The organism is Actinomadura coerulea (genome assembly GCF_014208105.1).
Taxonomy (GTDB): Bacteria; Actinomycetota; Actinomycetes; order Streptosporangiales; family Streptosporangiaceae; genus Spirillospora; species Spirillospora coerulea.
The window spans coordinates 1770039-1793301 of the sequence record NZ_JACHMQ010000001.1 but is presented as its reverse complement, the minus strand read 5'-3'; the positions used below and the strand labels follow the sequence as shown (position 1 = coordinate 1793301).

The window sequence follows — 23263 nt, the reverse complement described above, 5'->3', positions numbered from 1 at the left end:
GCATCGCCAGGGCGGCGAGGGCGGCGGGCGCCGTCGCCTCCGACCGTAGACGAGCCCACTGACAGAACACGGGCATCACCTCGGATCCTACGCCCGTGCCCCGTGGACGCGGCCGGCGCCGTCGCCGGGCGGCCGCCGGCGCTGAGGCTCGATCACCGTGATCCCGGCGCCCGGCACCGCGGCGAGGGCCGCCGGGGCGTCGTCCAGGGCCAGGACCCGGCCGACCAGCAGGTCGGGGCGCAGCGTCCCGGCGCGGACCAGCTCCATCATCGGGCCGTAGGCGTGGGCGGCCATCCCGTGGCTGCCGACGATCTCCAGCTCCCAGCCGATCACCCGGTCCATCGGCAGGTCGGCGCGGCCCGCGCCGGGCGGCAGCAGCCCGACCTGGACGTGCCGGCCGCGGCGGCGCAGGGACTCCACCGAGGCGCGGGCGGTGGCCGGGCTGCCGAGCGCGTCCAGCGAGACGTGGGCGCCGCCGCGGGACGCCTCGCGCACGGCCTCGGCCACGTCCTCGTGGGCCGCGGCGTCGACGACGGCGGACGCGCCGCAGCGGCGCGCCAGCTCCAGCGCCTGCGGCGACACGTCGACCGCCACGACCCGCGCGCCGGCCGCCGCGGCGATCATCACCGCGGACAGCCCGACGCCGCCGCAGCCGTGCACCGCCGCCCACTCGCCCGCGCGGACCCGGCCCTGCGCGAGGACGGCGCGGAACGCGGTGGCGAACCGGCAGCCGAGCGCGGCCGCGGTCGTGGAGGCCATCTCGTCGGGCAGCCGCACCAGGTTCACCTCGGCGGCGTCGATCGCGACGAAGTGGGCGAACGATCCCCAGTGCGTGAAGCCGGGCTGGGTCTGGGCCTCGCAGACCTGCTGGTCGCCCGCCCGGCAGGACGCGCAGCGGCCGCAGGCGCACACGAACGGGACGGTCACCCGGTCGCCGGGGCGCAGTCCGGTGACGCCGGCGCCGGTCTCCTCGACCGTGCCCGCCAGCTCGTGCCCGGGGACGTGTGGAAAGACGCGGATGTCCGGATCGTGGCCCTGCCAGCCGTGCCAGTCGCTGCGGCACACGCCCGTGGCCTCGACCCGGATCACCGCGCCGCCGGGCGGCGCCGCCGGGTCGGGCAGCTCCCTAATCTCCAGCGGCCCGGCGAAGGCGTCGTAGGCGACCGCCAGCACTAGAACTCGAAGCCGCCGGGGCGGCCGTTGCGGTCGGCGATCAGGCCGGCGAGGGTCGCGAGGGCGATCTCGGCGGGCGTCCTGGAGCCGATGTTGAGGCCGACCGGGCGGTGCACGCGGGCGATGTCGGCCGCGGGGACGCCTAGTTCGGTGAGGGCCGGGATGTGCGGCGCGGGGTGCCGCGGGTTGCCCATGACGCCGACCCACCGGACGGGCTGCGTCAGCACGTCCCGCAGGACCGGCCCGAGCTCGGGCCGGTGGTGGTCGGTGACGACGACGTCGGCGGTGGCGTCCAGGGGCGGCAGGTCGGCCGTGCCGTCGCGGTCCTTGTCGGGGTCGACGAGGAACGTGCGGTAGCCGAGGTCGGCGCCGTAGCGCAGCAGGTGGTCGGCGACGGGGCCGGCGAACACCGCGACGAGCGTCCGCTCCCCCGTCTCGTGCCGGGCGTCGCCGTGCGCGACGGCGCAGGAGGAGTCGTGCTCGTGGGGTGCGGCCATGCCGGAAAGTCTGCCCCGCGCGGCGCCGGGCGGTCCAGCGGCCACGCCCTCGTCCCGGCATGACGCGAACCCGTGCCCCCGGAACCTGGAACTCTCGCGCCGGAAAGGGTATGCCTTCTGTCTAGACTGCTGTCACCCGGCGGCCACAGGAGGGACCGTGATCGCGAGACCGGACGGCGGGCCCCGCGTCGTGGTGGGGGTGGACGACTCCGCGGGTGCGCGCTGCGCGCTGTCCTGGGCGATCGGCGAGGCGCGGCTGCGCCGGCTGCCGCTGCTGGTCGCGCACGCCGCGCCGCTGCCCCCGCACGTGTCGGCCGCGGGCCAGCTCGGCTGCGGGATCACCGAGGCGCTGCGCGGCTCCGGCGCCGAGCTCATCGCCCGGCTACTGGCGGAGGTGTGCGGCGGCCCGCCCGAGGGCGTGGAGATGACCGCGCTGGCGCTCGTCGGGGAGCCGGGCGCGACGCTGGTGCGCCTGGCGGGGGACGACGACATCCTGGTCGTCGGGCACGGCGCCCGGGGCCCGTTCTCGCGGCTGCTTCGCCCGTCGGTGCGGCTGCACTGCGCCCGCAGGGCCCGCGCGACGCTGGTGTGCGTCCGCCCGCCCACGTTCGACACGCTGCTGGAGAACCTGACGGTGCGGGACGAATCGCCCGAGAGCGTCCCCGACTCCCGCTTCCGGAGGCTGGGCCGCCGCCTGCGCCTCCCGCTCTGACCGGGGCGGCGCGCATAGGCTCTCCCCATGCGCAAGTACGTCATCATCGGCGCTGTCGGCAGCGGCAAGGGCACGCAGTCCGGGCTCCTCGCGCGCGATCTGGACATCGTCCACATCAGCGTCGGCGACATCTTCCGCTGGCACGTCAAGAACCACACCAAGCTGGGGGCCCAGGTGCGGCGCGTCATGGCGTCCGGCGGGCTGGTCGGGGACGACCTCGCGGAGGGCGTCGTGCGGGACCGGCTCGCCCAGCACGACTGGAACTACGGGTTCGTCGTCGACGGGTTCCCGCGCAGCCGGCGGCAGACGGAGTTCTTCCTGGAGAGCTACGACATCGACGGCGTGATCCATCTAGACCTTCCGGACGAGGAGGTCCGCCGCCGGGTGCTGGCCCGCCGGCTGTGCAGCGGGTGCGGGATGGACTACAACCTGATCGAGGACCGCCCGACGCAGGAGGGCCGCTGCGACGTGTGCGGGGGCGAGCTGGTGTCCCGCGAGGACGACACGGAGAAGGCGCTCGCCGAGCGGCTGCGCGACTACCACGAGAAGACCGACCCGATCCTGGAGCTGTTCGGCCGCAAGGAGTACGTGGTCACCGTCGACGCGCGGCCGGGCATCGACGAGGTGCAGCGGACGCTGCGCGAGAGGCTCGGCCTCCCGATGCCATGACGCCTCCTCCCGAGACGCCCTCGCCGGTCGTGGAGCTGGCGGACGGGCGGGCGGCGCGCCGGGGGCTGCGGCTGTTCCTGAAGCGCGACGACCTGGTCCATCCGGAGCTGCCGGGCAACAAGTGGCGCAAGCTCAGGCACAACATCGGCCCCGCCCGGGACCACGGGACGCTCCTGACGTTCGGCGGCGCCTATTCCAACCACATCCGGGCCGTGGCGTCGGCGGGCCGCGTGTACGGCTTCGCGACCATCGGTGTGATCCGCGGCGAGGAGCACCTGCCGCTGAACGCGACGCTCGCGCACGCCCGGCGCATGGGCATGCGCCTCGCCTACATGGACCGCGCGACCTACCGGCGCAAGCACGAGCCCGACGTCGTCGGGGCGCTGCGCGAGCGGTGGGGCGACTTCCACCTCCTGCCGGAGGGCGGGAGCAACGCGCCGGCCGTCCGTGGCTGCGCCGAGCTGGGCGCGGAGGTCCCGGGATTCGACGTGGTGTGCGTCCCCTGCGGGACGGGCGGGACGCTGGCCGGGCTCGCCGCCGGCCTGGCCCCGCGGCAGCGCGCCGTCGGGTTCTCCGTGCTGAAGGGCGGCTTCATGACGGGCGAGGTGGAGCGCCTCCAGCGCGAGACCTACGGCGGGCGGCGCGGGGACTGGAGCGTCGAGGACGGTTTCCACTTCGGCGGCTACGCGAGGTCCACCCCGGAACTGGAGGCGTTCGCCGCCGACTTCGCCGGCCGGCACGGGATCGTCCTCGACCGGATCTACACCGCGAAGATGATGTTCGGCGTCCTCGCGCTGGCCGGGCGCGGCGCGTTCCCCGAGGGCGCCCGGGTCCTGGCGGTCATCACCGGTTAGCCGGACGGCCCCCGCGCTCCGGGCCGGGGCCGTCCGTCCGCCGCCACGCGCGCCGGTCAGGCCGGCGGCAGGTCCACCAGCGCGGCGAGGGCCGCGCGGTGCCGGTCCGGCGTGCCGAGGGCGATGGAGTCGGCCTTGGCGCGCTTGAGGAAGAGGTGCGCCGGGTGCTCCCAGGTGAAGCCGATGCCGCCGTGCATCTGCACGCACTCCTCGGCCGCCTTCAGGGCGACCGCGGAGCAGTGCGCCTGCGCGACGGCGACCGCGATCGGCGTGTCCTCGTCGCCCGCGGCCACGCAGGACGCCGCGTGGCGGGCGACCGCGCGGGCCTGGGTGATCGAGGCCCACAGGTCGGCGAGCCGGTGCTTGAGGCCCTGGTAGGAGCCGATCGGACGGCCGAACTGGTAGCGCGTCTTCACGTAGGCGACGGTGTCGTCCAGGCAGCGCTCGGCGAGCCCGAGCTGCTCGGAGGCCAGCATGGCGGCGCCGGTGCGCAGCGCGGCCCGCACGGCCCCGGCGCCCTCGGCGACGCGCCGGGCCGGGGCGGCGGAGAAGGCGAGGTCGGCGAGCCGGCGGGTCATGTCGAGCGAGGTCACGGCGGTGCGGCGGGCGTCGGTGGCGTCCACCGCGTACAGGCCGTCCCCGGCGGGGACGAGGAGCACGTCGGCGGCCATGCCGTCGGCGACGCCGGCGACCTCGCCGGTCAGCGCCCCGCCGGCGTCCTCGACCGTCACCGGGACGTCGTAGGGGGCGGTGCCGAACGGGACCGCCAGGACCGCGATCCGCTCCCCGGCGGCCAGCCGCGGGAGGAGCTCGCGCTCCCCGGCGGCCAGCAGCGCCGCCGTGGCGATCACGGCGCTGCCGAGGAACGGGACGGGCGCGGCGGACCGGCCGAGCTCCTCCATCACGACGGCGGTCTCGCGCCAGGTGGCGCCGGCGCCGCCGAGCTCCTCGGGGACCGGCAGGCCGGCGCAGCCGAGCTGGGCGGCGACCGCCCGCCACAGCGGCGCGTCGTAGGGCTCGTCCTTCTCGGTGCCCGCGAGGACCGAGGTCCAGGGCGCCTTGTCGGCCAGCACCTCGCGGACGCTCGCCCGCAGGTCGTTCTCGATCTCGCCGTACAGCAGGTCGCTCATCGGGGCAGGTCCTTCCAGGCCACGTCCTTGTCGACGCGGATCTCGCCGGGCAGGCCGAGGACGCGCTCGGCGATGATGTTGCGCAGGATCTCCGAGGTGCCGCCCTCGATGGAGTTGCCCTTGGCGCGCAGGTACCGGTAGCCGGGCGACCGGCGGGTGAAGTCCACCTCGGTGGGGCGGCGCATCGTCCAGTCGTCGTAGCGCAGGCCCTCCTCGCCGAGCAGCTCCAGCTCCAGGCCGGAGACCTCCTGGTTGAGCCTGGCGAAGGCCAGCTTGGCGCCCGACCCCTCGGGGCCGGGCTGCCCCGCGGTGAGCTGCTGGCGCAGCCGCGCCCCGGTCAGCCGGGCCGCCTCGGTCTCCACCCACGCGCGCAGCAGGGCGTCGTGCAGGCCGGGGGTGCGCAGCTCGGGGCGGTCCCGCCAGAGCGCGGCGACGACCCCGATCATGCCGCTCTCGCGCGGCACCGCGCCGCCGCCGATCGCGACGCGCTCGTTCATCAGCGTCGTGGTGGACACCTGCCAGCCCTGCCCGACCGCGCCGAGCCGGTGCTCGTCGGGGATCCGCACGTCGGTGAGGAACACCTCGTTGAACTCGGCCTCGCCGGTCATCTGCCGCAGCGGGCGGACCTCGACGCCCGGCGCGGTCATGTCGCAGACGAAGTAGGTCATGCCGCGGTGCTTGGGGACGTCCGGGTCGGTGCGGGTGACGAGGATCGCCCAGCGCGCCTCGTGCGCCATGGACGTCCACACCTTCTGGCCGTTGACCGTCCAGGCGTCGCCGTCGCGGACGGCGCGGGTGGCGAGCGCGGCCAGGTCGGAGCCGGCGCCGGGCTCGCTGAACAGCTGGCACCACAGCTCCTCGCCGGTCCACAGGGGGCGCAGGAAGCGGCGCTTCTGCTCCTCGGTGCCGAAGGCGAGGATCGTGGGCGCGGCCATGCCGAGCCCGATGCCGTTGCGCTCGGGATGGTTGGTCGAGGCGCCCGCCTCGGCGAACCGGCGGTCGACGGCGGGCTGCAGGTGCCGCGGGGCGCCGAGGCCGCCGAGCCCCTCGGGGTAGTGCACCCAGGCGAGCCCGGCGTCGAACCGGGCCCGCAGGAACTCCTGGGGCGCGGTCTCCGCGGGGTCGTGGGCGGCGAGGAACTCGCCGACCCGCCTGCTCAGCTCGTCGGCGTCGGGCGGTGCTGTACTCACGGGGCCTCCGCGCGGGCGTGGGCGGCGGCGGCCACCCGGAACGGACATACCAACCGGTCGGTATGCCGACGTCCACCCTAGGAACGGCCGGGACGGCCAGTCAACCGCCGCGCCGCGCGAACACCTCGCGCGGGGACGCCGAGCCCGGGGCCGTCACGCCATCGCCTCGTCGAACGCGCGGTGGTGGGCGTAGTCGCGGGACTCCACGATGTGCCCGTCGCGCACCCGCAGGACGAAGATGTTGGGCACGACGAACTCCCGCCCGTTCTCGGTGTTGCGGCCCGCGTACTCGAACTCCGTGATGATCACCTCGGGGTCGGCGGTCTCGTGCACGACGACGTTGCGCGCCTTCAGCTCCACGGGCAGCACCTCCAGCCGGGCGAAGTGCCGCCGCAGCGCCTCGCGGCCCTCCAGGCGCGAGGCCGGGTGGGCGAACGGGTGCACGACCACAGCGTCCTCGGCGTAGAGCTGCGGCAGGCCCTCCGGCCGCAGCGCGGTGATCCCGTCGATCAGCCGCTGGAAGACGGCCCGGGGGCTGGCGAACTCTGACATGCGCTCTCCCCTAGAATCGGAGTATCGGCTCCGAATGAGAAAATACGGAGCCAAGACTCCACTTGTCAACGGAAGGCAGCGATGACCTCACCCGCCTCCGGCAGGCCGCTGCGGGCCGACGCCCTGCGCAACCGCGCCAAGGTCCTCGCCGCGGCCGAGGAGGTCTTCGCCGTCCAGGGGACCTCCGCCTCCACCGAGGAGGTCGCGCGCAAGGCGGGGGTCGGCATCGGGACGGTGTTCCGGCACTTCCCCACCAAGGAGTCGCTGCTGGAGGCCGTGCTCGTCGCCCTGCTGGAGCGGCTGGCGGCCGAGGCGCGCGGCCTCCGGTCCGCGGACGACCCGGGCGCGGCGTTCTTCGGCTTCTTCGGCCGGGTGGTCGCGCAGGCGGCGGCCAAGCAGGCCGTCACCGAGGCGCTGGCCGAGGCCGGCGTCGACGCCCGGCAGGCCACCGGGCGCGCCGGACCGGATCTCAAGGCCGCGCTCGGGGTCCTGCTCGGCCGGGCGCAGGAGGCCGGCGCCGTCCGCGCCGACGTCGGGGCGGGCGAGGTCATGGCGCTCCTGGCCGGCATGTCCTACGCCGCGGGACGCGCCGGGGCCCGCGAGGACGTCCTGCGCATCGCCTTCGACGGCCTGCGCCCGCGGGAGGCCCCGGACCGGCCGGGCGCTCCGGGGTAGCGCGCCCGGCTACGGCGCCGCCAGCTCGGCGGGCAGGTCGTCCTCGTGCAGCACGGTCAGCGTGGTGACGGCGCGGGTCAGCACGACGTACAGGCGGGCGAGGCCGCGGGCCTCGGCGGCGGCGATGGCGGCGGGCTCGACGACGATCACATGGTCGTACTCCAGGCCCTTGGCGAGGGTCGCGGGGACGACGAGCAGCCGCGCGGCGCCGGCCGACTCCGGCCCGAGGACCTCGTGCTCCAGCCCGGCCGCCTCCAGGGCCGCCGCGTGCGCGCCCGCCCGCGCGTCCGGGACGATCAGGCCGACCGAGCCGGGGCGGGCGAGGGCGGCGCGGGCGGCCTCGGCCGCCGCGGCGGCCGGGTCGGCGACGCGCCGCACGGTGAGCGCCCCGGCGCCGGCGCGCAGCGAGCGCGGCCGCTCCAGGCCGGGCGCGACGTGCGGGAGCAGGCGGGCGGCGAAGTCGAGGACGGTGCCCGGGACGCGGAACCCGAGGGTCAGCTCCGTGACCTCCCCGTCCTGCCCGAGGTGGGCGAGGACCTCCTTCCACGTCCGGGCCGACCAGGCGGTCGTGCCCTGCGCGAGGTCGCCGAGGACGGTGGCCGAGCCCGTCGCGCAGCGGCGCCCCAGCGCCCGTAGCTGCATCGCGGACAGGTCCTGCGCCTCGTCCACCACCAGGTGGCCGAGCGAGGCGGTGCGCTCCATGAGGTCGTTCAGCTCGTCCAGCAGGGCCCGGTCGGCGGCGGTCCACCTGGCGGAGCGGTGCGAGCGGGCGGGCCTCGCCGTCAGCAGGACGGCCTGCTCGTCCTCGTCGAGCACGCCCTTGGCGGCGGCGCGCAGCAGGTCGGCGTCCGACAGCAGCCGGTGCAGGACCTGCTCGGCGCTCACCTTCGGCCACACGGCGTCGAGGACCTGCTTGACCGGCCTGCTCCGCGCGACCTGGTCCTGGACGCGGTCGTCGGGGGCCTCGCCGCGCCGCTCCATCCGCACGAGGATCTGGTGCGCGAGCCGCTGCGCGAACGCGGCGCGCCCGCTGCCGTACCGGGTGGTGCCGCGCAGCGCGGCGGCGATCTCGCGGATCTCGTGGTCGGCGAGCCGGTAGCGCGCCGCGCCGCGGGTGACGACGAGCCCCTCCTCCGGCTTGCGGACGTGCAGCCACAGCGCCCTGCGCAGCACGTCGGCCATCCGGGCGTCGCCCTTGAGCGCGGCCGTCGCCGCGGGCTCGTCGCCGAGCGGCGCGCCGAGCAGGTCGTCGATGGTGGCCTGCTCCACCCGGACCTCGCCGAGCGCGGGCAGCACCGCCGAGATGTAGGCGAGGAACGCGCGGTTCGGCCCGACGATGAGCACGCCGGACCGCGACAGCCGCTCCCGGTGCGTGAACAGCAGGTAGGCGGCGCGGTGCAGGCCGACGGCCGTCTTGCCGGTGCCGGGCGCGCCCTGGACGCAGACGCTCCGGGGCAGGTCGGCGCGGACGATCTCGTCCTGCTCGGGCTGGATGGTGGCGACGATGTCGCGCATCGGGCCGGTCCGGGGGCGCTCGATCTCCTCGGTCAGGATCCGGGAGGGGCCGATGTCGCCGCCGTCCAGGGGCTCGTCCTCGAACGCGGTCAGTTCCCCGGCCCGGAACCCGAAGCGCCGCCGCAGCCGCCAGCCCATCGGGTCCGCGGGCCCGGCCTGGTAGAACGCCCGGGAGACGGGAGCGCGCCAGTCGAGCACGAGGGGGCGCCCCTCGTCGCCGTCGTGGACGTGCCGCCGCCCCACGTACATGACGGCGGGCAGGTCGGGGCCGGCCGCGCCGTCGCGGTCCATGCGGCCGAAGAACAGCGGGGTGTCCGGGTGGTCGGCGAGCGCCTCGACCCGCTGGTCGAGCAGCGACTCCAGGAACTGCTTGGAGACCCAGTCGGCGGCGACGTCGGCGGACAGGCTCGCGGCGTGCTCGCGCATCCGGCGCAGGGCGGCGCGGGACTCGGCGAGGTGGGCGCGTTCGGCCGCCAGCACCGCGGGTTCGGACGGGTCGGCGGACTCGGCGGGCATGCGGACAGACCTCCGGCTGCGAGGGTGGCGGGGGCGAAACTCATCACCTTACCGCCACGGCACGGGCGCCGCCGGACATTCCGGCACCCCGCCCTTCCGGGGGCGGCGGCGATGCGCCTTGCCGGTGGCGCCGGGCTGTGTGACGTTGGTCGGCATGGCGACTCTCACCGGACGGTCCGCTCTGGTCACCGGGGCCTCGTCGGGCATCGGCGCCGCGGTGGCGGAGGCGCTCGCCGCCGCCGGAGCGCGCGTCGGCCTGGTGGCGCGGCGCAAGGACAGGCTCTCGGAGGTGCTCTCCCGGTGCCGCGAGCACGCCCCGGACTCGGCGATGTGGGCGGCCGACCTCGCCGACCCCGACGCGGTCGCCGACCTCGCCGCCGAGGCCGAACGCGAACTCGGCGGCGTCGACGTGCTGGTCAACAACGCGGGCATGCCGAAGCGGCGCCGCGTCCAGGACCTGTCCCCCGCCGAGGCCGACGAGGTGATGCGCCTCAACTACCTGTCCCCCGTGCGGCTCACGCTGGCGCTTCTGCCCGGCATGGCCGCGCGCGGGCGCGGGCACCTGGTGGCGGTGGGGTCGGTCGCGGCGCGGCTCGGCCCGCCGCACGAGGCCGCCTACGCCGCGTCCAAGGCGGCGCTCACGGCGTTCTGGGAGAGCATGGCGGTCGATCTGGACGGCACGGGCGTGCGGGTCCACGTGATCCAGCCCGCGCTCGTCGCCGGGACCGAGCTGTTCACCCGTCCCGGCAACGAGCCGCCGCTCAGCGACCTGTCGGACGCCCTGCCGGCGCGGGAGGTGGCGGAGGCGGTCCTGGAGGTCCTGGAGAGCGGGCGGTTCGAGCGGTACGTGCCGGACTGGTTCGGCGAGATGGCCTCTGGAAAGGCCGCCGACGTCGAGGCGTTCGTCGCCGGAGTCAAGGAGTGGACCCGCGACCGGCTGGCGCCCCCGTCGCCCTGACCGTCCCCGGGCCCGTCCCCCGCGGCGGCCCGTTGCCGCCGCCCGCGCGCCTCAGTAGGGTGTGGACCCGCCAGTGATCCACATCACACGAGGCGCGGAGGGGCGGAGGCCATGGCCGCTGCGGAGGGCCTGCGGGTGCGGGACGTGACGGTCCGGTTCGGCCCGCTGACGGCGGTCGACGGGGCCGGGCTGACCGCCCCGCCCGGAACGGTCACCGGGCTGGTCGGCCCGAGCGGCGCCGGGAAGACGACGCTGTGCGACGTGATCACGGGGCTGCGGCGCCCGGCGGCGGGCGCCGTCCTGCTGGACGACGCCGACCTGACGCGCAGCGCGGCGCGGGAGCGGGCCCGGCGCGGCATCGCCCGCACGTTCCAGCGGGCGGGCGCGGCGGGGCCGGCGACCGTCCGGGAGGCCGTCCGGGCCGCCGCCGCCCGGCACGCGATGACGGGCGAGCAGCCGGGCCGCACGGCGCGGGACCGGTGGCGGCGCCGCCTGGAGGCGCGCCGCGACGCGGGCGCCTCCGCCGACGCCCTCCTGGCCAGGGTCGGCATCCAGGAGTACGCCGAGAGGCCGGTCCGGGACGCCCCGCCCGGCGTCGCGGGGCTGATGGACCTGGCGAGGGCCCTGGCCACCGAACCCGCCGTGCTCGTGCTGGACGAGCCGTGGGCGGGCCTGCCGGTGCGGCACGCGCGGGCGCTGGAGGTCCTGCTGCGCGACCTGGCCGGGGAGGGCCTGGCGGTACTGGTCGTCGAGGACGAGATCGAGCCGGTGCTCGGCGTCTGCGACGTCCTGCACGTCCTGGACGACGGCAGGGTGATCGCGGCCGGGCCCCCGGCGGAGGTGCGGGCCGATCCCCGGGTGCGCGACGCCTACCGCGCCGGCCCGCGCGTCACCACGTGTCGATCCACGGGCGGGGCCGGTCGCCGGGTGGCGGGGCGGCGGCCGGCACCGCGGTGATCCAGCGCCGCGTGTCGGCGGGGTCGATGACGTCGTCCAGCTCGAACACGGTGGCCGCGTGGAGCGCCGTGCCGTGCTCGTAGGCCGCGGCGACCATCTGCTCGAACATCGCGCACGGGTCCTCGGCGGCCTCCGGCTCCTGGCGGAACCCGAGCCGCACGGCGCCCTCCAGCCCCATGCCGCCGATCTCGCCGGTGGGCCGGGCGAGGGACGAGTCCCGGTGCGCGCGGCCCGTCTCGGCGCGCCGGCGCCCGCCGTCCCCGGCGCGGCGTTCCCGGGCGGCGAAGCCGGCCGGCCCGTGTCCCGGCCCGTGGTCCGAGCGGTGACATGATGCGGGCCAAGACCTGGAACCCGCGGGGACGCGGCCCGGCCCGGGCCGCGGGATGAGGGGGGCCGATGCCGGAACGGCGCCGGAGGACCGTGCGCGACCTGCGCCGCGCCAACCGGTCGGTGCTGCTGAGGCGGCTGTACTTCGACGGGCCGCTCAGCCGCCAGGACCTGGCCCGCGAGACCGGCCTCAGCCCCGCGTCGGTCAGCAACGTGGTGGGCGAGCTGATCAGGGCCGGGCTCGTCGCGGAGGCGGGCAGCGTCGAGTCCGACGGCGGGCGCCCGCGCGTGCTGCTGAAGACCGCAGCCGGTTACGGCCACCTCGTCGGCGTGGACGTCGGCGAGGGGCGGGTGACGGTCGAGCTGTTCGACCTGGGGCTGACCCGGCTCGCCAGGGCCGACCTGCCCCTCGGCGACGGCGGCCGGGACGCGCGCGCCGTCGTCCGGCGCGTCCTGGACGGCCTGGCCGCGGTCATCGAGGGCGCGTCGGCCGACCCGGCGTCCGTCATCGGCGTCGGCGTCGGCGTCCCCGGCGTGATCGAGCGCGCCCCGGACGCGGTCGTGCACCGCCAGACCGCCGGCTGGGACGGCGTTCCGCTGGAGCGCATGCTGCGCGAGGGCACCCGCCTGCCGCTGTTCGTGGACAACGGCGCGGCGTCGCTCGGCCAGGCGGAGATGTGGTTCGGCGCCGGGCGCGGGCACCGCGACGCCGTCGTCGCCCTTGTCGGATCCGGCGTCGGCGCCGCCGTCATGATCGACGGCGCGCCGTACCGGGGCGCGGCCGGCGGCGCGGGCGAGTGGGGCCACACGACGTCGCGGGTCGGGGGCGCGCCGTGCCGGTGCGGTTCCCGCGGCTGCCTGGAGGCCTATGTCGGCGCCACCGCCCTGCTGGAACGCTACAGGGCCGCGGGGGGCCCGGCCGGGACGGACGAGGAGGCGGCCCTCGCCGGGCTGCTGGCCGACCCGTCGCAGGCGGCGGCCGCGCTGCGCGAAGAGATCGCCGAGCACCTCGGCGCGGGCATCGCCGACCTGGTCAACCTGTTCGGCCCGGAGAAGGTCATCATCGGCGGCTGGGCGGGGCTGCTGATCGGCGGCCGGATGCTGGACCGGGTCACCGCGGCCGCCGCCGCCTACGCTCTGCGGCGGCCGTTCGCGCGGACCTCGATCGAGCTGTGCCGCCTCGGGCCGGAGGCGGTCGCCGTGGGCGCGGCCACCCTCCCGCTGGCGCACCTGCTCGACGGAGGCGACCCGGCGGGCGCGCGATGGCCCGGCGGCGGCACCCGGGGGATAATGGCGTACTGACCAGCACCCTGGAGGGCGACGACACATGGGCACCGCCGGCCGTTCCGTGCGCGAATCCCTGCTGGACGCCGCCGCGGACCTCTTGGTGGAGCGCGGCTACCGGGCCGTGCGGATGCGCGACGTCGCGTCCGCCGCCGGGGTGAGCAGGCAGACCGTCTACAACGAGTTCGGCGACAAGTGGGGGCTCGCGCAGGCGGTCGTGATCCGCGACAACGAGCGCTACCTCGACGGCATCGACGCGGTGCTGTCCCAGCACGCCGACCTGTACTCGGCCGTGGTCGCCGCGGTCACGTTCACGATGGAGACCTCCGCCGACGACCAGCTGAAGAAGGCGGTGCTGACGGGCGCGGGCGGCGACGAGATGCTGCCGCTGCTCACCACGCAGGCCGAGCCGGTGCTGTTCTCCGCCAGCGCCCGCATCGCCGAGCACGCCCTGCGCCAGTGGCCGGATCTGGACCGCGCCGCGCTCACCGAGATCGCCGACGCGGCCGTGCGCCTGACGATGAGCCACATCATGCTCCCGTCCGGGCCCCCGGAGGCCTTCGCCCACTTCGTCGCGCGCATGGTGACCCGCTACCTGGCCGCCTCCGCGGGCGCCCCCGGCCCGGGCGCCGGGTGAGGGTCAGGGGGCGGCCTGGACGTGGACGACCTTGACGGCCGTCATCTCGTCCAGGAGCTCGGGGCCGTAGCCGAATCCGCCGCCGCTGGCGCGGCGCGGGGTCGCGGCGCCTCCCGGGGCGCCGCCGAACACCGCGTTGATCTTCACGGTGCCGGCCTCCAGCGTGCGCCAGGCGGCCTGGGCGTGCGCCATGTCGCGGGTGAGGACGGTCGCGGCGAGGCCGTAGTGGGACCGGTTCGCGGCCTCCAGCGCCTGCTCGAACCCGGCCACGGTGCGGACGGGCGCCACGGGACCGAAGGTCTCCTCCGCCATGATCGCCATGTGGTCGGCGCAGCCGGCCAGGACCGTCGCCGGGTAGAAGCAGCCGGGGCCCTCGGGCAGGCGCGCGCCGGCCAGCGCCCGCGCCCCGTCCGCGAGGGCCTTCTCCACCTGCTGGTGGACCCTGGTGCGGTGGCGCTCGTCGACGAGGGGCCCGAGCTCGGTGGAAGGGCTCGCGCCCGGACCCGTGCGCAGGTTCCGGGCGCGTGCCGCGAGCGCGTCGAGGAACGGCTCGGCGACGGCCTCGTGCACGTAGATCCGCTCGACCGAGGTGCAGATCTGCCCGGCGTTGGCGAAGCACCCGAGCGCGGCCTGCCCGGCCGCCCAGGACGGGTCGACGCCCGCGTCCACGATCAGCGGGTCGGCGCCGCCGTTCTCCAGGAGGGTCCTCGCCCCGGTCCGCGCGGCCAGCTCGGCGATGCGGCGGCCGGCGCGGGTGGAGCCGACGTGCGCGACGACGTCGGCGCCCGCGTGCCCGGCGAGCGCCTCGCCGACCGCGCCGCCGCCGGTGACCATGTTCAGGACTCCGTCGGGCAGGCATCCGGCGACCAGCTCGGCGAGCATCGCGCCGGTGTGGGGGGTGCGCTCGGACGGCTTGTGGACGACGGCGTTGCCCGTCGCCACGGCCGCGCCCACCAGGCCGCAGGCGATCGCGACCGGATCGTTCCACGGAGTGATGGCGGCGACGACGCCCCACGGCTCGCGGACCATGAAGTCGGCGGCGTCCCGTCCGCCCTGGAGGCTGCGCCCGCCGTGCAGCGGGCCCAGCTCGGCGTACTGGCGCAGGGTGCCGATCCCGGCCTCCACGCCGCCGAGCGCGTCACCGGTCGGCTTGCCCATCTCCGCGGTCACCAGGGCGGCGAGCTCGTCCATGCGCTCCTCGACCGCGCGCGCGGCCGCGTGCAGGGCGGCGCCCCGTTCGGCCGCCGGCGTGGCCGCCCAGCCGGGCGCGGCGCCGCGGGCCGCCGCCACGGCCGTGTCCACGTCCGCCGCCGAGGAGGCGGCCACCACCCCCAGCGGCTCGCCGGTCGCCGGATCGGTCACCGTGAACGTCTCGTCCCCGGTGCCCTGGCTCCACCGTCCGCCGGCCAGCATCCACCTGTCACGCGGCCGCATGGCCTCCCCTTCCGTGTCGGCTCCCCGGGTCGCCTACCCGGCGGGGAGCGCTTCAATGACCCGCCCCATCGTCAGTGAGCACTTACTGCGTCGGCTACCGTGAGCCCAGGCGAGAACGTGCGAGGAGGCGCGATGGACTTCGACCTGCCGGAGGGCGCGGCCGCGGTGCGCGAGGGCGTGCTGGCGGTCGCCGGGAAGTACGACCAGGACTACTGGGGGCGGTGCGACGCGGACAAACGCTGGCCGGAGGAGGTCTGGCGGGAGCTGGTCGACGGCGGCTGGCACAGCCTGGCGATCCCCGAGGAGTACGGCGGCGGGGGCCAGGGGCTGCTGGAGCTGGCGGTGGCCCTGGAGGCCCTCGCCGAGGGCGGCGCGGGCGGCGCCGCGTCCTTCATGTACCTGCTGACGCCCGCGTTCGGCGGCCTGACCATCGCCCGGCACGGCACCGCCGAGCAGAAGCGCGAACTGCTGCCGAAGATCGCCTCCGGGGGGATCGAGACGTGCTTCGCCATCACCGAGCCGGACGCGGGCAGCAACGCCATCGAGATCTCCACCCAGGCGCGCCGCGACGGCGACGCCTTCGTCGTCAGCGGCCAGAAGATCTGGATCTCCGGCGTCGAGCGCGCCGACCTCCTCGTCCTGGTCGCCCGGACGACCCCGGCCGCGCAGGCCCGCCCCCGCACCGCGGGCTTCACCGTCCTGCTGGTGGACGTCAAGGAGGCCGTGGCCGAGGGCACGCTGACCTACCGGCCGATCCCGAAGCTCGGCACCAACACCGTCGCCTCCAGCATGGTCTTCCTCGACAATGTGCGCGTGCCCGCCGACCGGGTCCTCGGCGAGCCCGACCAGGGCTTCGCCGTGCTGTGGGACATCCTCAACCCCGAGCGGATCCTGGCCGCCGCGGGCGGCGTCGGGTCCGGCGGCCTGGTGCTGCGGATCGCCTGCGAGTACGCCGGCGAGCGCGCCCCCTTCGGGAAGCCGATCGGGGCGAACCAGGCCGTCGCGTTCCCGCTCGCGCGGATCAAGGCGCAGCTGGAGCTGGCCCGGCTGATGACCTACAAGGCCGCCTGGCTGTGGGACCGCGGCCGGCCCTGCGGCTCGGAGGCCAACATCGCCAAGCTCACCGCGGCGGACGCGGCCTGGCAGGCGGCCGACCGGGCGTTCCAGACCTACGGCGGCATGGCGTACTCCCTGGAGTACCCGGTCGCCCGGATGTTCCGCGACGCCCGCATCGCCAAGAACATCCCGGTAGCCGAGGAGCTCGTCCTCGCCCACATCGCCCAGCACGAGCTGGGACTGCCCAAGTCGTACTGATCCGGGCCGCGCCGGGGCTCGGCCCGGGCGCGGCTCACCCGAACCGGGGCGGGCGCTTCTCCCGGACGGCCGCGACGCCCTCGCGCACGTCCGGGCCGGTGAACCCGAAGAACTCCATCGCCAGGGAGGCGTCGAACGTCGGCCCGGCGAGGCGCAGCCAGTTGTTCAGCGCGTGCTTGGTGAACGACAGCGCCTCGGCGGGCCCGGCGGCGAGCCGGCCGGCGATCTCCAGCGCGCGCTCGTGCACCCGCTCGTCGTCCACGCACAGCGAGACCAGGCCGATCCGCTCGGCCTCCTCACCGGTGAGGACGTCGTTGAGCAGCAGGTAGTACTTGGCCTTCGCGAGCCCGCACAGCAGCGGCCACACGATCGCCGCGTGGTCGCCGGCCGCGACGCCCAGCCGCGTGTGCCCGTCGATGATCTTCGCGGTGCGGCCGGCGACGGAGACGTCGGCCAGCAGCGCGACCGCGAGACCGGCGCCCACCGCCGGGCCCTGCACGGCGCTGACCACCGGCTTGGAGCAGTTCAGCACGTTCATCACGATGTCGCGGGCCTCGCGCATGATCCGGCGGCGGGCGGCGTGGTCGGTCATCATCTCCTCGATCATGGCGAGGTCGCCGCCGGCGGAGAACGCCCTCCCCTCCCCCCGCACGAGCACCACGCGGACCTCGTCGTCGGCGTCGGCGTCCCGCCAGATCTCCGCCAGCTCGCGGTGCCCGGCGGCGTCGACCGCGTTCAGCTTGCCCGGCGTGCTGATCACGACCCGCAGCACCCCGTCCGACGCCCAGTCGATCTTCAGCCGCTCGTACGCCTCGTACCGCGTCATGCCGCACTCCCCTGCCGCGAGTGGTCGTCGAATGCCGCGCGCAATCGTCGCACAGCGAACTCCACCGCCTCGGCACCGGCGTCGAAGATCTCAGGGAGCAGGAAGAAGGAGTGCACGACGCCGTCGTAGCGGCGCAGCTGCACCGGAACGCCGGCCTCGGCGAGCCGGCGCGCGTACGCCTCGGCCTCGTCGCGCAGGATGTCGCACTCGGCGGTGATCACGGTGGCGGGCGCGGCGCCCGCCAGGTCCGGGGAGCGCAGCGGCGCGAGCCGGGGGTCGGACGGGTCGGCGCCGTCGCGGTAGAGGTCCATGAACCGGGCGAGCGACCCGGCGTCCAGCCCGTAGCCCGTCCCGTACTCCCGCCAGCTCGGGGTGTCCCTGGCCGTGTCGGTCACCGGGTAGACGAGCAGTTGGTGGGCGAGGGGGACCCCGGCGTCCCTGGCCAGCAGCGCGGCGGCCGCGGCGAGGTTCCCGCCCGCGCTGTCGCCGGCGACCGCCACGGCACCTCTCAGCACGCCGTACCGGCCGGGCTCGCGCGCCACCGAGGACACCGCGGCCCAGGCGTCGTCCACCGCCGCCGGGAACGGGTGCTCGGGGGCCAGCCGGTACCCGACGTTCAGCACGACGCACTCCGCCGCGGCCGCCAGGTCGCGGCAGAAGGCGTCCACGTTGTCGACGCCGCCGAGCACCCATCCCCCGCCGTGCAGGTACACGACGGCCGGCAGCGGCCCCCGCTCGGGCGGCGCCGGGCGGTACAGGCGCACCGGCACCGGGCCCCCCGGGCCGGGCACCTCGACGTCGCGGACCCGCGGAAGCTCGCGCCGCACGACCGGGAAGTCCGCGCCGATCCGCTCCCGCATCTCCGCGATGGTGGGCTCGGCGGGCCCGTCCCGCCCCGGCGGGACGGCGGTCCACGAGGCGAGCTGCTCCAGGAAGCTCACGGTCTGCGGGTGCAGGGGCATGCGGCGGCCTCCGGTGGGGGGCATCGGCGGAAATCCACCTCTCGGCCTGCCCGATGGCCGGGCCGCCAATCCCCCGCGTCAGCGTCCGGCGGCTTCGGCGACGAGGGCCTCGAAGAGCCGCCGGTCATCGCCCTCCTCGGGGTGCCACTGGACGGCCAGCCCGAAGCGGTGGCCCTGGAGCTCCAGGGCCTCCACCACCTGGTCCTCGGCCCACGCGACGGCGGTCAGGCCCTTGCCGAGCCGGCTCACCGCCTGGTGGTGGTAGGTGGGGACCTCGGACGAGGCCCCGAGGATCAGGCCGATCCGGCTCCCCTCGCCGGTCCGCACCCGGTGGGAGCCGACGACCCCGGCGGCCGGGGCGTGCCCGCGGTGGCCGACCGCGTCCGGCAGGTGCTGGACGAGGGCTCCGCCGCGCGCGACGTTCAGCACCTGCATGCCCCGGCAGATCGCCAGGAACGGCAGGTCGGCGTCGACGGCGGCGCGGACGAGGGCCAGCTCGAACCGGTCGCGCTGCGGCTGCGGCGGCCCGGTCTCGGGATGCCGGGCGGCGCCGTACAGCTCCGGGTCGAGGTCGCAGCCCCCCGCCAGGACGACGCCGTCCAGCCGGGAGATCATGGTGTCCAGCCCGCGCAGGGTCGCGGCCGGGGGCAGCAGGACGGGGACGCCTCCGGCCCGCTCGACCGCGCGCACGTACGGCACGGGCAGGAGCGCGGCCTCGCGCACCCAGAACCCCCAGCGGGCCGGCTCCTGGTAGGTGGTGATGCCGATGAGCGGCGGCCCGCCCTCACCGGCCGCCGGATGCGGCGCTCCGCGCACGGCTCCTGACATACGTGTCTCCCCCCTGTGCTGGACCCCGGCCCCGGGCGGCCGCCGGCACGGGCGATCCGCCTGCCGGCCGCGCGTCACCGCGCGACACCCGCCCCCCGGCGCCGTCCGCCCCGGCCCTCCTCGGGTCAGCTTGCCGCACAGCGCGCGGCTCCGCCGCCGGAAATGGCGAGATCGACCCAACGCGGTGCCGGGGCGGCGCGCCGGCCGGAGGGCTGCCCGCGGCCGGAAACACCGAAGAATTCTGAAATCTTCTTCCCTGATACAGGTTTTTTCTCCCCTTCCGGGTGGTTCTTCCCGAACGTTCGACTCGCGCTCGGATACTGATCAGTATGCATTGACCGCGGCACTTACCGTCCGTCACTCGAAATTGATCTGTAATTACACTAAGTAGCGATCTTGGATAGAGGTCGGAGCAATCTATTGAACACCTGCGGAGATGGGTGAGAGAATCTCACCAACTCGGGCAGCAACTGCGCCCGGATCGTCCGTCAGCCCTGCCGTCCGACCGCCGATAAAAGCCCCCTGGGGAGGCGAGCCGAACGAATGTCATCGGAAACTCGCGTTATCAAAGAATGCTTCGCACGCCTTGAGGCCGACCCCGCCGGCGCCATGAGCTATTTCTACGGCCGCCTCTTCGCGGCGCGGCCGCGGCTGCGGACCCTGTTCCCCCCCGCGATGGGCGGCCAGCACGACCGGTTCTTCCACGCGCTCAGCCGGATCGTGTGGAGCCAGGACAACCCCGAGGAACTCGCCCGCCACCTGGAAGGCCTCGGCCGCGGCCACCGCAAGTACGGGGTCCTGCGCGAGCACTACCCGGCCGTCGAAGAGGCGCTGACCGCGACGCTGCGCGCCTTCGCCGCCGACGTCTGGACGGCCGAGGCCGAGGCCGCCTGGCGCGCCGCCTACCGCTCCGCGGCCGACGCCATGGCCGGCGCGGCGGAGCGCGACGCCGCGAGCGCCCCGCCGTGGTGGGTCGCCGAGGTCGTGCGGCACGAGCGCCGCGCCTTCGACCTCGCCGTCCTCACGCTGCGCCCCGAACGGCCCCTGGCGTTCGCGCCGGGGCAGCACGTGAGCGTTCAGACGGCCCGCTGGCCCCGGGTCTGGCGGCCGTACTCGATCGCGAACGCGCCCCGCCGGGACGGGACGGTCTGCCTGCACGTCCGGGCCCGTCCCGCCGGGTGGGTCAGCGGCGCGCTGGTCCGGCACACCGGTCCGGGCGACAGCGTCCTGCTGGGCCCGCCGGACGGCGCGATGACCCTCGACCCGGCCTCGGGCCGCCCGCTCCTGCTGATCGGCGGCGGCACCGGCCTGGCCCCCGTGAAGGCGCTGGCCGAGCAGGCCCTCGCCTCCGACGCGGGCCGCGACGTCCTGCTCGTCGTCGCGGCCCGCACCGAGGGCGCCCTCTACGACCTCCCGGCGCTGCGGGGGCTGGAGTCCGCCCACTCCCGGCTCCGGGTCGTCCCCGTGGTGTCCCGCGAACCCGCCGCCGGGGCCCTCGCCGGCCGCGTGCCGGACGTCCTCCCCCAGCTCCTGGACGGCGCGGGCGGCCACGATGCCTACGTGGCCGGGCCCGCCCCGCTCGTCCGCGCGGCGGTCGGCGCCCTGCAGCGGCTCGGGGTGCCGCTGACGCGCCTCCACCACGACCTGCTCACGGCCGGCGACTGAGGCGCGTCACCAGCCGGCGCGCTCGCGCAGGAACTCGGTCGTCTTCGCGTCCGCCGGGTAGAACGACTCGATCGCCAGTTCCGCCACCGTGATGTCGACCGGCGTCCCGAAGGTCGCGATCGTGCTGAAGAACGACAGTTCCCGGCCGTCCACCCGCATCCGCAGCGGAACGAAGACCTCGTGGCTCGCGGGCGGGGCGATCGCCTCCCCCACGTCGCCGGGGAAGCTCCGCAGCTCCTTGTGCAGCTGGGCGAGCGCCGCGTCCGCGGTCAGCGCCACATGCCGCCGGACCCGGTCGATCATGTGGGCGCGCCACTCCGCCAGGTTCAGGATGTTCCTGGCCATCCCATCCGGGTGCATGCTGAGCCGCAGCACGTTCAGCGGCGGCTCCAGCAGCTCCGGCGGCGCGCCCTCCATGAAGAACGCCGCCGCGCCGTTGGCATCGATCAGATTCCAGAACCGGTCCACGACCACCGCCGGATAGGGCTCGTGGCCCTCCAGCACCTGCCGGAGCGCCGCGCGGACCGTGTCCATCTTCGGTTCCTCGATCGGCGTCTCGTCGAACACCGGCGCGTACCCGGCCGACACCAGCAGCAGGTTGCGGTCGCGCAGCGGCACGTCCAGGTGCTCGGCGAGCCGCAGCACCATCTCCCGGCTCGGCGCCGAGCGCCCCGTCTCCACGAAGCTGAGGTGCCGCGTCGACACGTCCGCCTCGGACGCCAGCTCCAGCTGGCTCAGCCTGCGCCGCTGCCGCCACGCCCGGAGCTGGTCCCCGATCGGCCGCACGTCGCTCAGTCCCGTCGTCATCGTCGTCACGCAACGACGGTAGCGGCATCCAGGTCAGGGCCACGATTACGTGCGGGGTAATGGACGCGGTGAGGCCCCGGCGCCTTTACGTTGTAGATTTTTTAGCGACGTGCTCGGCGAAGAAGGCGAGGATGCGGCCCCAGCCGTCCGGGGCGTTCTCGCGCCCCTTCCCGAACCCCATGACGATCTTCGCGACCGGGCCGAGCGGGGGCGGCGGCGTGAGCCCGGTGAGGAAACCGTGCCCGGTTCCCGGGTACTCCTTCACGTCGTGCGGCACGCCCGCGGCCGCGAGGGCGCGCTTCAGCCTGCCGGCGGCCCCCCGCAGCGACGGGTCGGCGGCGCCGTAACTGCCGACGACCGGGCACGCGCCCCGCAGGGACTCCTCCGGTCTGCGCGGCAGGATCCCGTAGTTGGCCGCGGCGGCCCTGAAGTCGTACTTCGCCGCCGCGACCAGCGCGAACCCGCCGCCCATGCAGAACCCGCAGATCCCCACGCCGCCGGTGCAGTCGTCCCGGCCCGCGAGCCACGCGCGGGCCGCCTCGATGTGGTCGTAGGTCGGCCCGCGCTGGGCGCGCATGTCGCGCATGGCCTTGGCGACGCAGCGCAGCCAGGGCGCCCCGTCATAGAGGTCGGGCAGGACGGCGAGGTACCCGTGGGCGGCGAACCGGTCGGCCTGGGCGCGCATGTCGTCGTTCGCGCCCATCGCCTCGAACACGATCACGACGCCCGGCCAGGGCCCCTCCCCCTCGGGGACGGCGAGGTAGGCCGGCAGCTCGCGGCCGCCCACCGGAATGGAGATGTCAGACATAACGTCCAATAATTCCCCAGACAGGCCGGGCGCGCCTAGCCCCCTACCGGCCCCGCCGGATCAGACCTTGCGCCACTTCGGCACCCAGGAGCCGTCCTCGACGACGTAGTCGCCGAACAGGTCCGGGGCCTCCGCCAGCATCACCTCGCCGATCTTGCCGAAGAGCAGCCGGATCTCCTCCTCGGCGCCGGGCGCGGTGCGGTTCTCCAGGGTGTGGCGCAGGGTGCGGACGTTGGCCGTCCACACCAGGCCGGTGCCGACGCCCTCGGGGGCGAACCGGCGCATGAACGAGGTCTTGTGCTTCTTCTCCTTGAACGGCACGCCCTCGTCGTCCAGGCCGAAGTGCGCGGCCATCCAGCCCTGGAACTCCTCCATCTGCTCCAGCATGGCGGTGGCCCGCTTCATCAGCTCGGGGTCCTCGCGGGCCCACTCCGGGAACCAGAAGGGGATGTCCTGCAGCCGGACGAACCGCAGCGACTCCTGCGAGATGGCCACGCCGGGGCGGTGCCGGACGAGCTCGTGGGTCAGCACCCGGCTCACGTTGTGCAGGACGAAGCTGAAGCTGACGTGCTCCAGCACCGAACCGTGCAGGCTGCGCAGGATATTCTCCAGGTACTGGCCGGAGTCGGTGCGGATCTTGGTGACGTTGGGGTTCAGGCCCGGCTCCCAGGAGCGGTAGCAGAGCCGGCCCGCGAACTCGGCGAGGTTCTGCGGGTCGTTCAGCTCCTCGTCGAGCTCCCCGCGGTCGAGCCGCTCCAGCCAGCCCTCCCCGCCCACGTCCCGCAGGTACCGGGCGACCTCGTCGTAGTCCAGTTCGGGCCGCGCAACGAGGAACACCTCGGGCTCGACGCTCTTCACTCTCGTTCCCCCTACGGGTCGTTTCCGTCGCCCCTTAGGAAACCACCCCGGCACCCCGGCCGCGACCCGGGGCACGGCCATCGAGGGTAATGAACGTCCTGGATGACGCTCATGG

Annotated in this window: 24 protein-coding genes; 10 read left to right on the top strand and 14 right to left on the bottom strand. The window is 75.5% G+C overall.

Annotated features, from left to right (window positions below; genetic code table 11):
- Positions 1-87: 87 nt before the first annotated feature.
- The gene (locus BKA00_RS08230; RefSeq protein ID WP_185024347.1) at positions 88-1173 is read right to left on the bottom strand and encodes a zinc-dependent alcohol dehydrogenase family protein; all 1086 of its coding nucleotides are present in this window, start codon (positions 1171-1173) and stop codon (positions 88-90) included.
- Positions 1173-1670, bottom strand: coding sequence for an XdhC family protein (locus tag BKA00_RS08225; protein WP_185024346.1), 498 nt, complete (start codon positions 1668-1670; stop codon positions 1173-1175). Before BKA00_RS08225 ends, BKA00_RS08230 begins: the two co-directional genes overlap by 1 nt.
- A gap of 157 nt (positions 1671-1827) precedes the next feature.
- On the opposite strand from BKA00_RS08225, the gene BKA00_RS08220 reads away from it, so the two are divergent.
- From BKA00_RS08220 to BKA00_RS08210, 3 genes are read left to right on the top strand one after another with little or no spacing between them, the layout of a single operon-like run.
- Positions 1828-2382, top strand: a complete 555-nt coding sequence (locus tag BKA00_RS08220; RefSeq protein ID WP_185024345.1) for a universal stress protein — start codon at positions 1828-1830, stop codon at positions 2380-2382.
- A 27-nt stretch (positions 2383-2409) separates the two neighbouring features.
- Complete coding sequence (locus BKA00_RS08215) at positions 2410-3051, top strand: adenylate kinase family protein (protein WP_185024344.1); 642 nt, start codon at positions 2410-2412, stop codon at positions 3049-3051.
- Positions 3048-3905, top strand: coding sequence for a 1-aminocyclopropane-1-carboxylate deaminase/D-cysteine desulfhydrase (locus BKA00_RS08210; protein ID WP_185024343.1), 858 nt, complete (start codon positions 3048-3050; stop codon positions 3903-3905). Before BKA00_RS08215 ends, BKA00_RS08210 begins: the two co-directional genes overlap by 4 nt.
- A 56-nt stretch (positions 3906-3961) precedes the next feature.
- Here BKA00_RS08210 and BKA00_RS08205 read toward each other — a convergent pair whose 3' ends face one another.
- The 3 genes from BKA00_RS08205 to BKA00_RS08195 all read right to left on the bottom strand — a co-directional run bounded on the left by BKA00_RS08205 (position 3962) and on the right by BKA00_RS08195 (position 6777).
- On the bottom strand, positions 3962-5035 hold the full coding sequence (locus BKA00_RS08205) for an acyl-CoA dehydrogenase family protein (RefSeq protein WP_185024342.1): 1074 nt from the start codon (positions 5033-5035) through the stop codon (positions 3962-3964).
- The gene (locus BKA00_RS08200; protein ID WP_230299186.1) at positions 5032-6225 is read right to left on the bottom strand and encodes an acyl-CoA dehydrogenase family protein; all 1194 of its coding nucleotides are present in this window, start codon (positions 6223-6225) and stop codon (positions 5032-5034) included. The genes BKA00_RS08205 and BKA00_RS08200 overlap by 4 nt, the downstream gene beginning before the upstream one ends.
- Before the next feature lie 153 nt (positions 6226-6378).
- Positions 6379-6777: a nuclear transport factor 2 family protein gene (locus BKA00_RS08195; RefSeq protein ID WP_185024340.1), complete on the bottom strand. Its 399-nt coding sequence runs from the start codon at positions 6775-6777 to the stop codon at positions 6379-6381.
- 81 nt (positions 6778-6858) lie between these two features.
- Between BKA00_RS08195 and BKA00_RS08190 the strand changes: the two genes are divergently transcribed.
- Positions 6859-7452, top strand: coding sequence for a TetR/AcrR family transcriptional regulator (locus BKA00_RS08190; protein WP_185024339.1), 594 nt, complete (start codon positions 6859-6861; stop codon positions 7450-7452).
- A gap of 9 nt (positions 7453-7461) precedes the next feature.
- Here BKA00_RS08190 and BKA00_RS08185 read toward each other — a convergent pair whose 3' ends face one another.
- Positions 7462-9483: a HelD family protein gene (locus BKA00_RS08185; protein ID WP_185024338.1), complete on the bottom strand. Its 2022-nt coding sequence runs from the start codon at positions 9481-9483 to the stop codon at positions 7462-7464.
- A 154-nt stretch (positions 9484-9637) separates the two neighbouring features.
- On the opposite strand from BKA00_RS08185, the gene BKA00_RS08180 reads away from it, so the two are divergent.
- Positions 9638-10441, top strand: coding sequence for an SDR family NAD(P)-dependent oxidoreductase (locus tag BKA00_RS08180; protein WP_185024337.1), 804 nt, complete (start codon positions 9638-9640; stop codon positions 10439-10441).
- A 111-nt stretch (positions 10442-10552) separates the two neighbouring features.
- Positions 10553-11398 (top strand): ATP-binding cassette domain-containing protein, encoded by an 846-nt coding sequence (locus tag BKA00_RS08175; RefSeq protein WP_185024336.1) that lies wholly within the window; start codon positions 10553-10555, stop codon positions 11396-11398.
- Here BKA00_RS08175 and BKA00_RS08170 read toward each other — a convergent pair.
- Complete coding sequence (locus BKA00_RS08170; RefSeq protein WP_221493064.1) at positions 11331-11576, bottom strand: hypothetical protein; 246 nt, start codon at positions 11574-11576, stop codon at positions 11331-11333. The genes BKA00_RS08175 and BKA00_RS08170 overlap by 68 nt on opposite strands.
- Positions 11577-11794: 218 nt before the next feature.
- Here BKA00_RS08170 and BKA00_RS08165 point away from each other — a divergent pair, with 218 nt between their 5' ends.
- Positions 11795-13027, top strand: a complete 1233-nt coding sequence (locus BKA00_RS08165; protein ID WP_185024335.1) for an ROK family transcriptional regulator — start codon at positions 11795-11797, stop codon at positions 13025-13027.
- A 25-nt stretch (positions 13028-13052) separates the two neighbouring features.
- Complete coding sequence (locus BKA00_RS08160; protein WP_185024334.1) at positions 13053-13646, top strand: TetR/AcrR family transcriptional regulator; 594 nt, start codon at positions 13053-13055, stop codon at positions 13644-13646.
- Between the two features lie 3 nt (positions 13647-13649).
- On the opposite strand, the gene BKA00_RS08155 is transcribed toward BKA00_RS08160, so the two are convergent.
- Positions 13650-15080: an aldehyde dehydrogenase family protein gene (locus BKA00_RS08155; protein ID WP_221493063.1), complete on the bottom strand. Its 1431-nt coding sequence runs from the start codon at positions 15078-15080 to the stop codon at positions 13650-13652.
- 132 nt (positions 15081-15212) lie between these two features.
- Here BKA00_RS08155 and BKA00_RS08150 point away from each other — a divergent pair, with 132 nt between their 5' ends.
- Positions 15213-16394, top strand: coding sequence for an acyl-CoA dehydrogenase family protein (locus tag BKA00_RS08150; protein ID WP_185024333.1), 1182 nt, complete (start codon positions 15213-15215; stop codon positions 16392-16394).
- A gap of 34 nt (positions 16395-16428) precedes the next feature.
- Here BKA00_RS08150 and BKA00_RS08145 read toward each other — a convergent pair whose 3' ends face one another.
- The 3 genes from BKA00_RS08145 to BKA00_RS08135 are packed head-to-tail and all read right to left on the bottom strand — an operon-like array spanning position 16429 to position 19010.
- Positions 16429-17220 carry an enoyl-CoA hydratase/isomerase family protein gene (locus tag BKA00_RS08145; RefSeq protein ID WP_185024332.1) on the bottom strand — a complete coding sequence of 264 codons (792 nt, stop codon included), beginning with the start codon at positions 17218-17220 and terminating at the stop codon, positions 16429-16431.
- The gene (locus BKA00_RS08140; protein WP_230299185.1) at positions 17217-18206 is read right to left on the bottom strand and encodes an alpha/beta hydrolase; all 990 of its coding nucleotides are present in this window, start codon (positions 18204-18206) and stop codon (positions 17217-17219) included. Before BKA00_RS08140 ends, BKA00_RS08145 begins: the two co-directional genes overlap by 4 nt.
- Before the next feature lie 54 nt (positions 18207-18260).
- Positions 18261-19010 (bottom strand): gamma-glutamyl-gamma-aminobutyrate hydrolase family protein, encoded by a 750-nt coding sequence (locus BKA00_RS08135; protein WP_185024331.1) that lies wholly within the window; start codon positions 19008-19010, stop codon positions 18261-18263.
- Positions 19011-19619: 609 nt separating this feature from the next.
- Here BKA00_RS08135 and BKA00_RS08130 point away from each other — a divergent pair.
- Positions 19620-20675: a globin domain-containing protein gene (locus BKA00_RS08130; RefSeq protein ID WP_230299184.1), complete on the top strand. Its 1056-nt coding sequence runs from the start codon at positions 19620-19622 to the stop codon at positions 20673-20675.
- Positions 20676-20681: 6 nt separating this feature from the next.
- Here the strand turns inward: BKA00_RS08130 and BKA00_RS08125 are convergent, their stop codons facing one another.
- From BKA00_RS08125 to thyX, 3 genes are all read right to left on the bottom strand, one after another.
- A complete protein-coding gene (locus BKA00_RS08125) occupies positions 20682-21482 on the bottom strand; it encodes a helix-turn-helix domain-containing protein (RefSeq protein WP_185033895.1) in 801 nt (266 codons plus the stop codon).
- A gap of 85 nt (positions 21483-21567) precedes the next feature.
- Positions 21568-22290, bottom strand: a complete 723-nt coding sequence (locus tag BKA00_RS08120; protein ID WP_185024329.1) for a dienelactone hydrolase family protein — start codon at positions 22288-22290, stop codon at positions 21568-21570.
- A 60-nt stretch (positions 22291-22350) separates the two neighbouring features.
- Complete coding sequence (thyX, locus tag BKA00_RS08115; protein WP_185024328.1) at positions 22351-23148, bottom strand: FAD-dependent thymidylate synthase; 798 nt, start codon at positions 23146-23148, stop codon at positions 22351-22353.
- Positions 23149-23263: the final 115 nt, after the last annotated feature.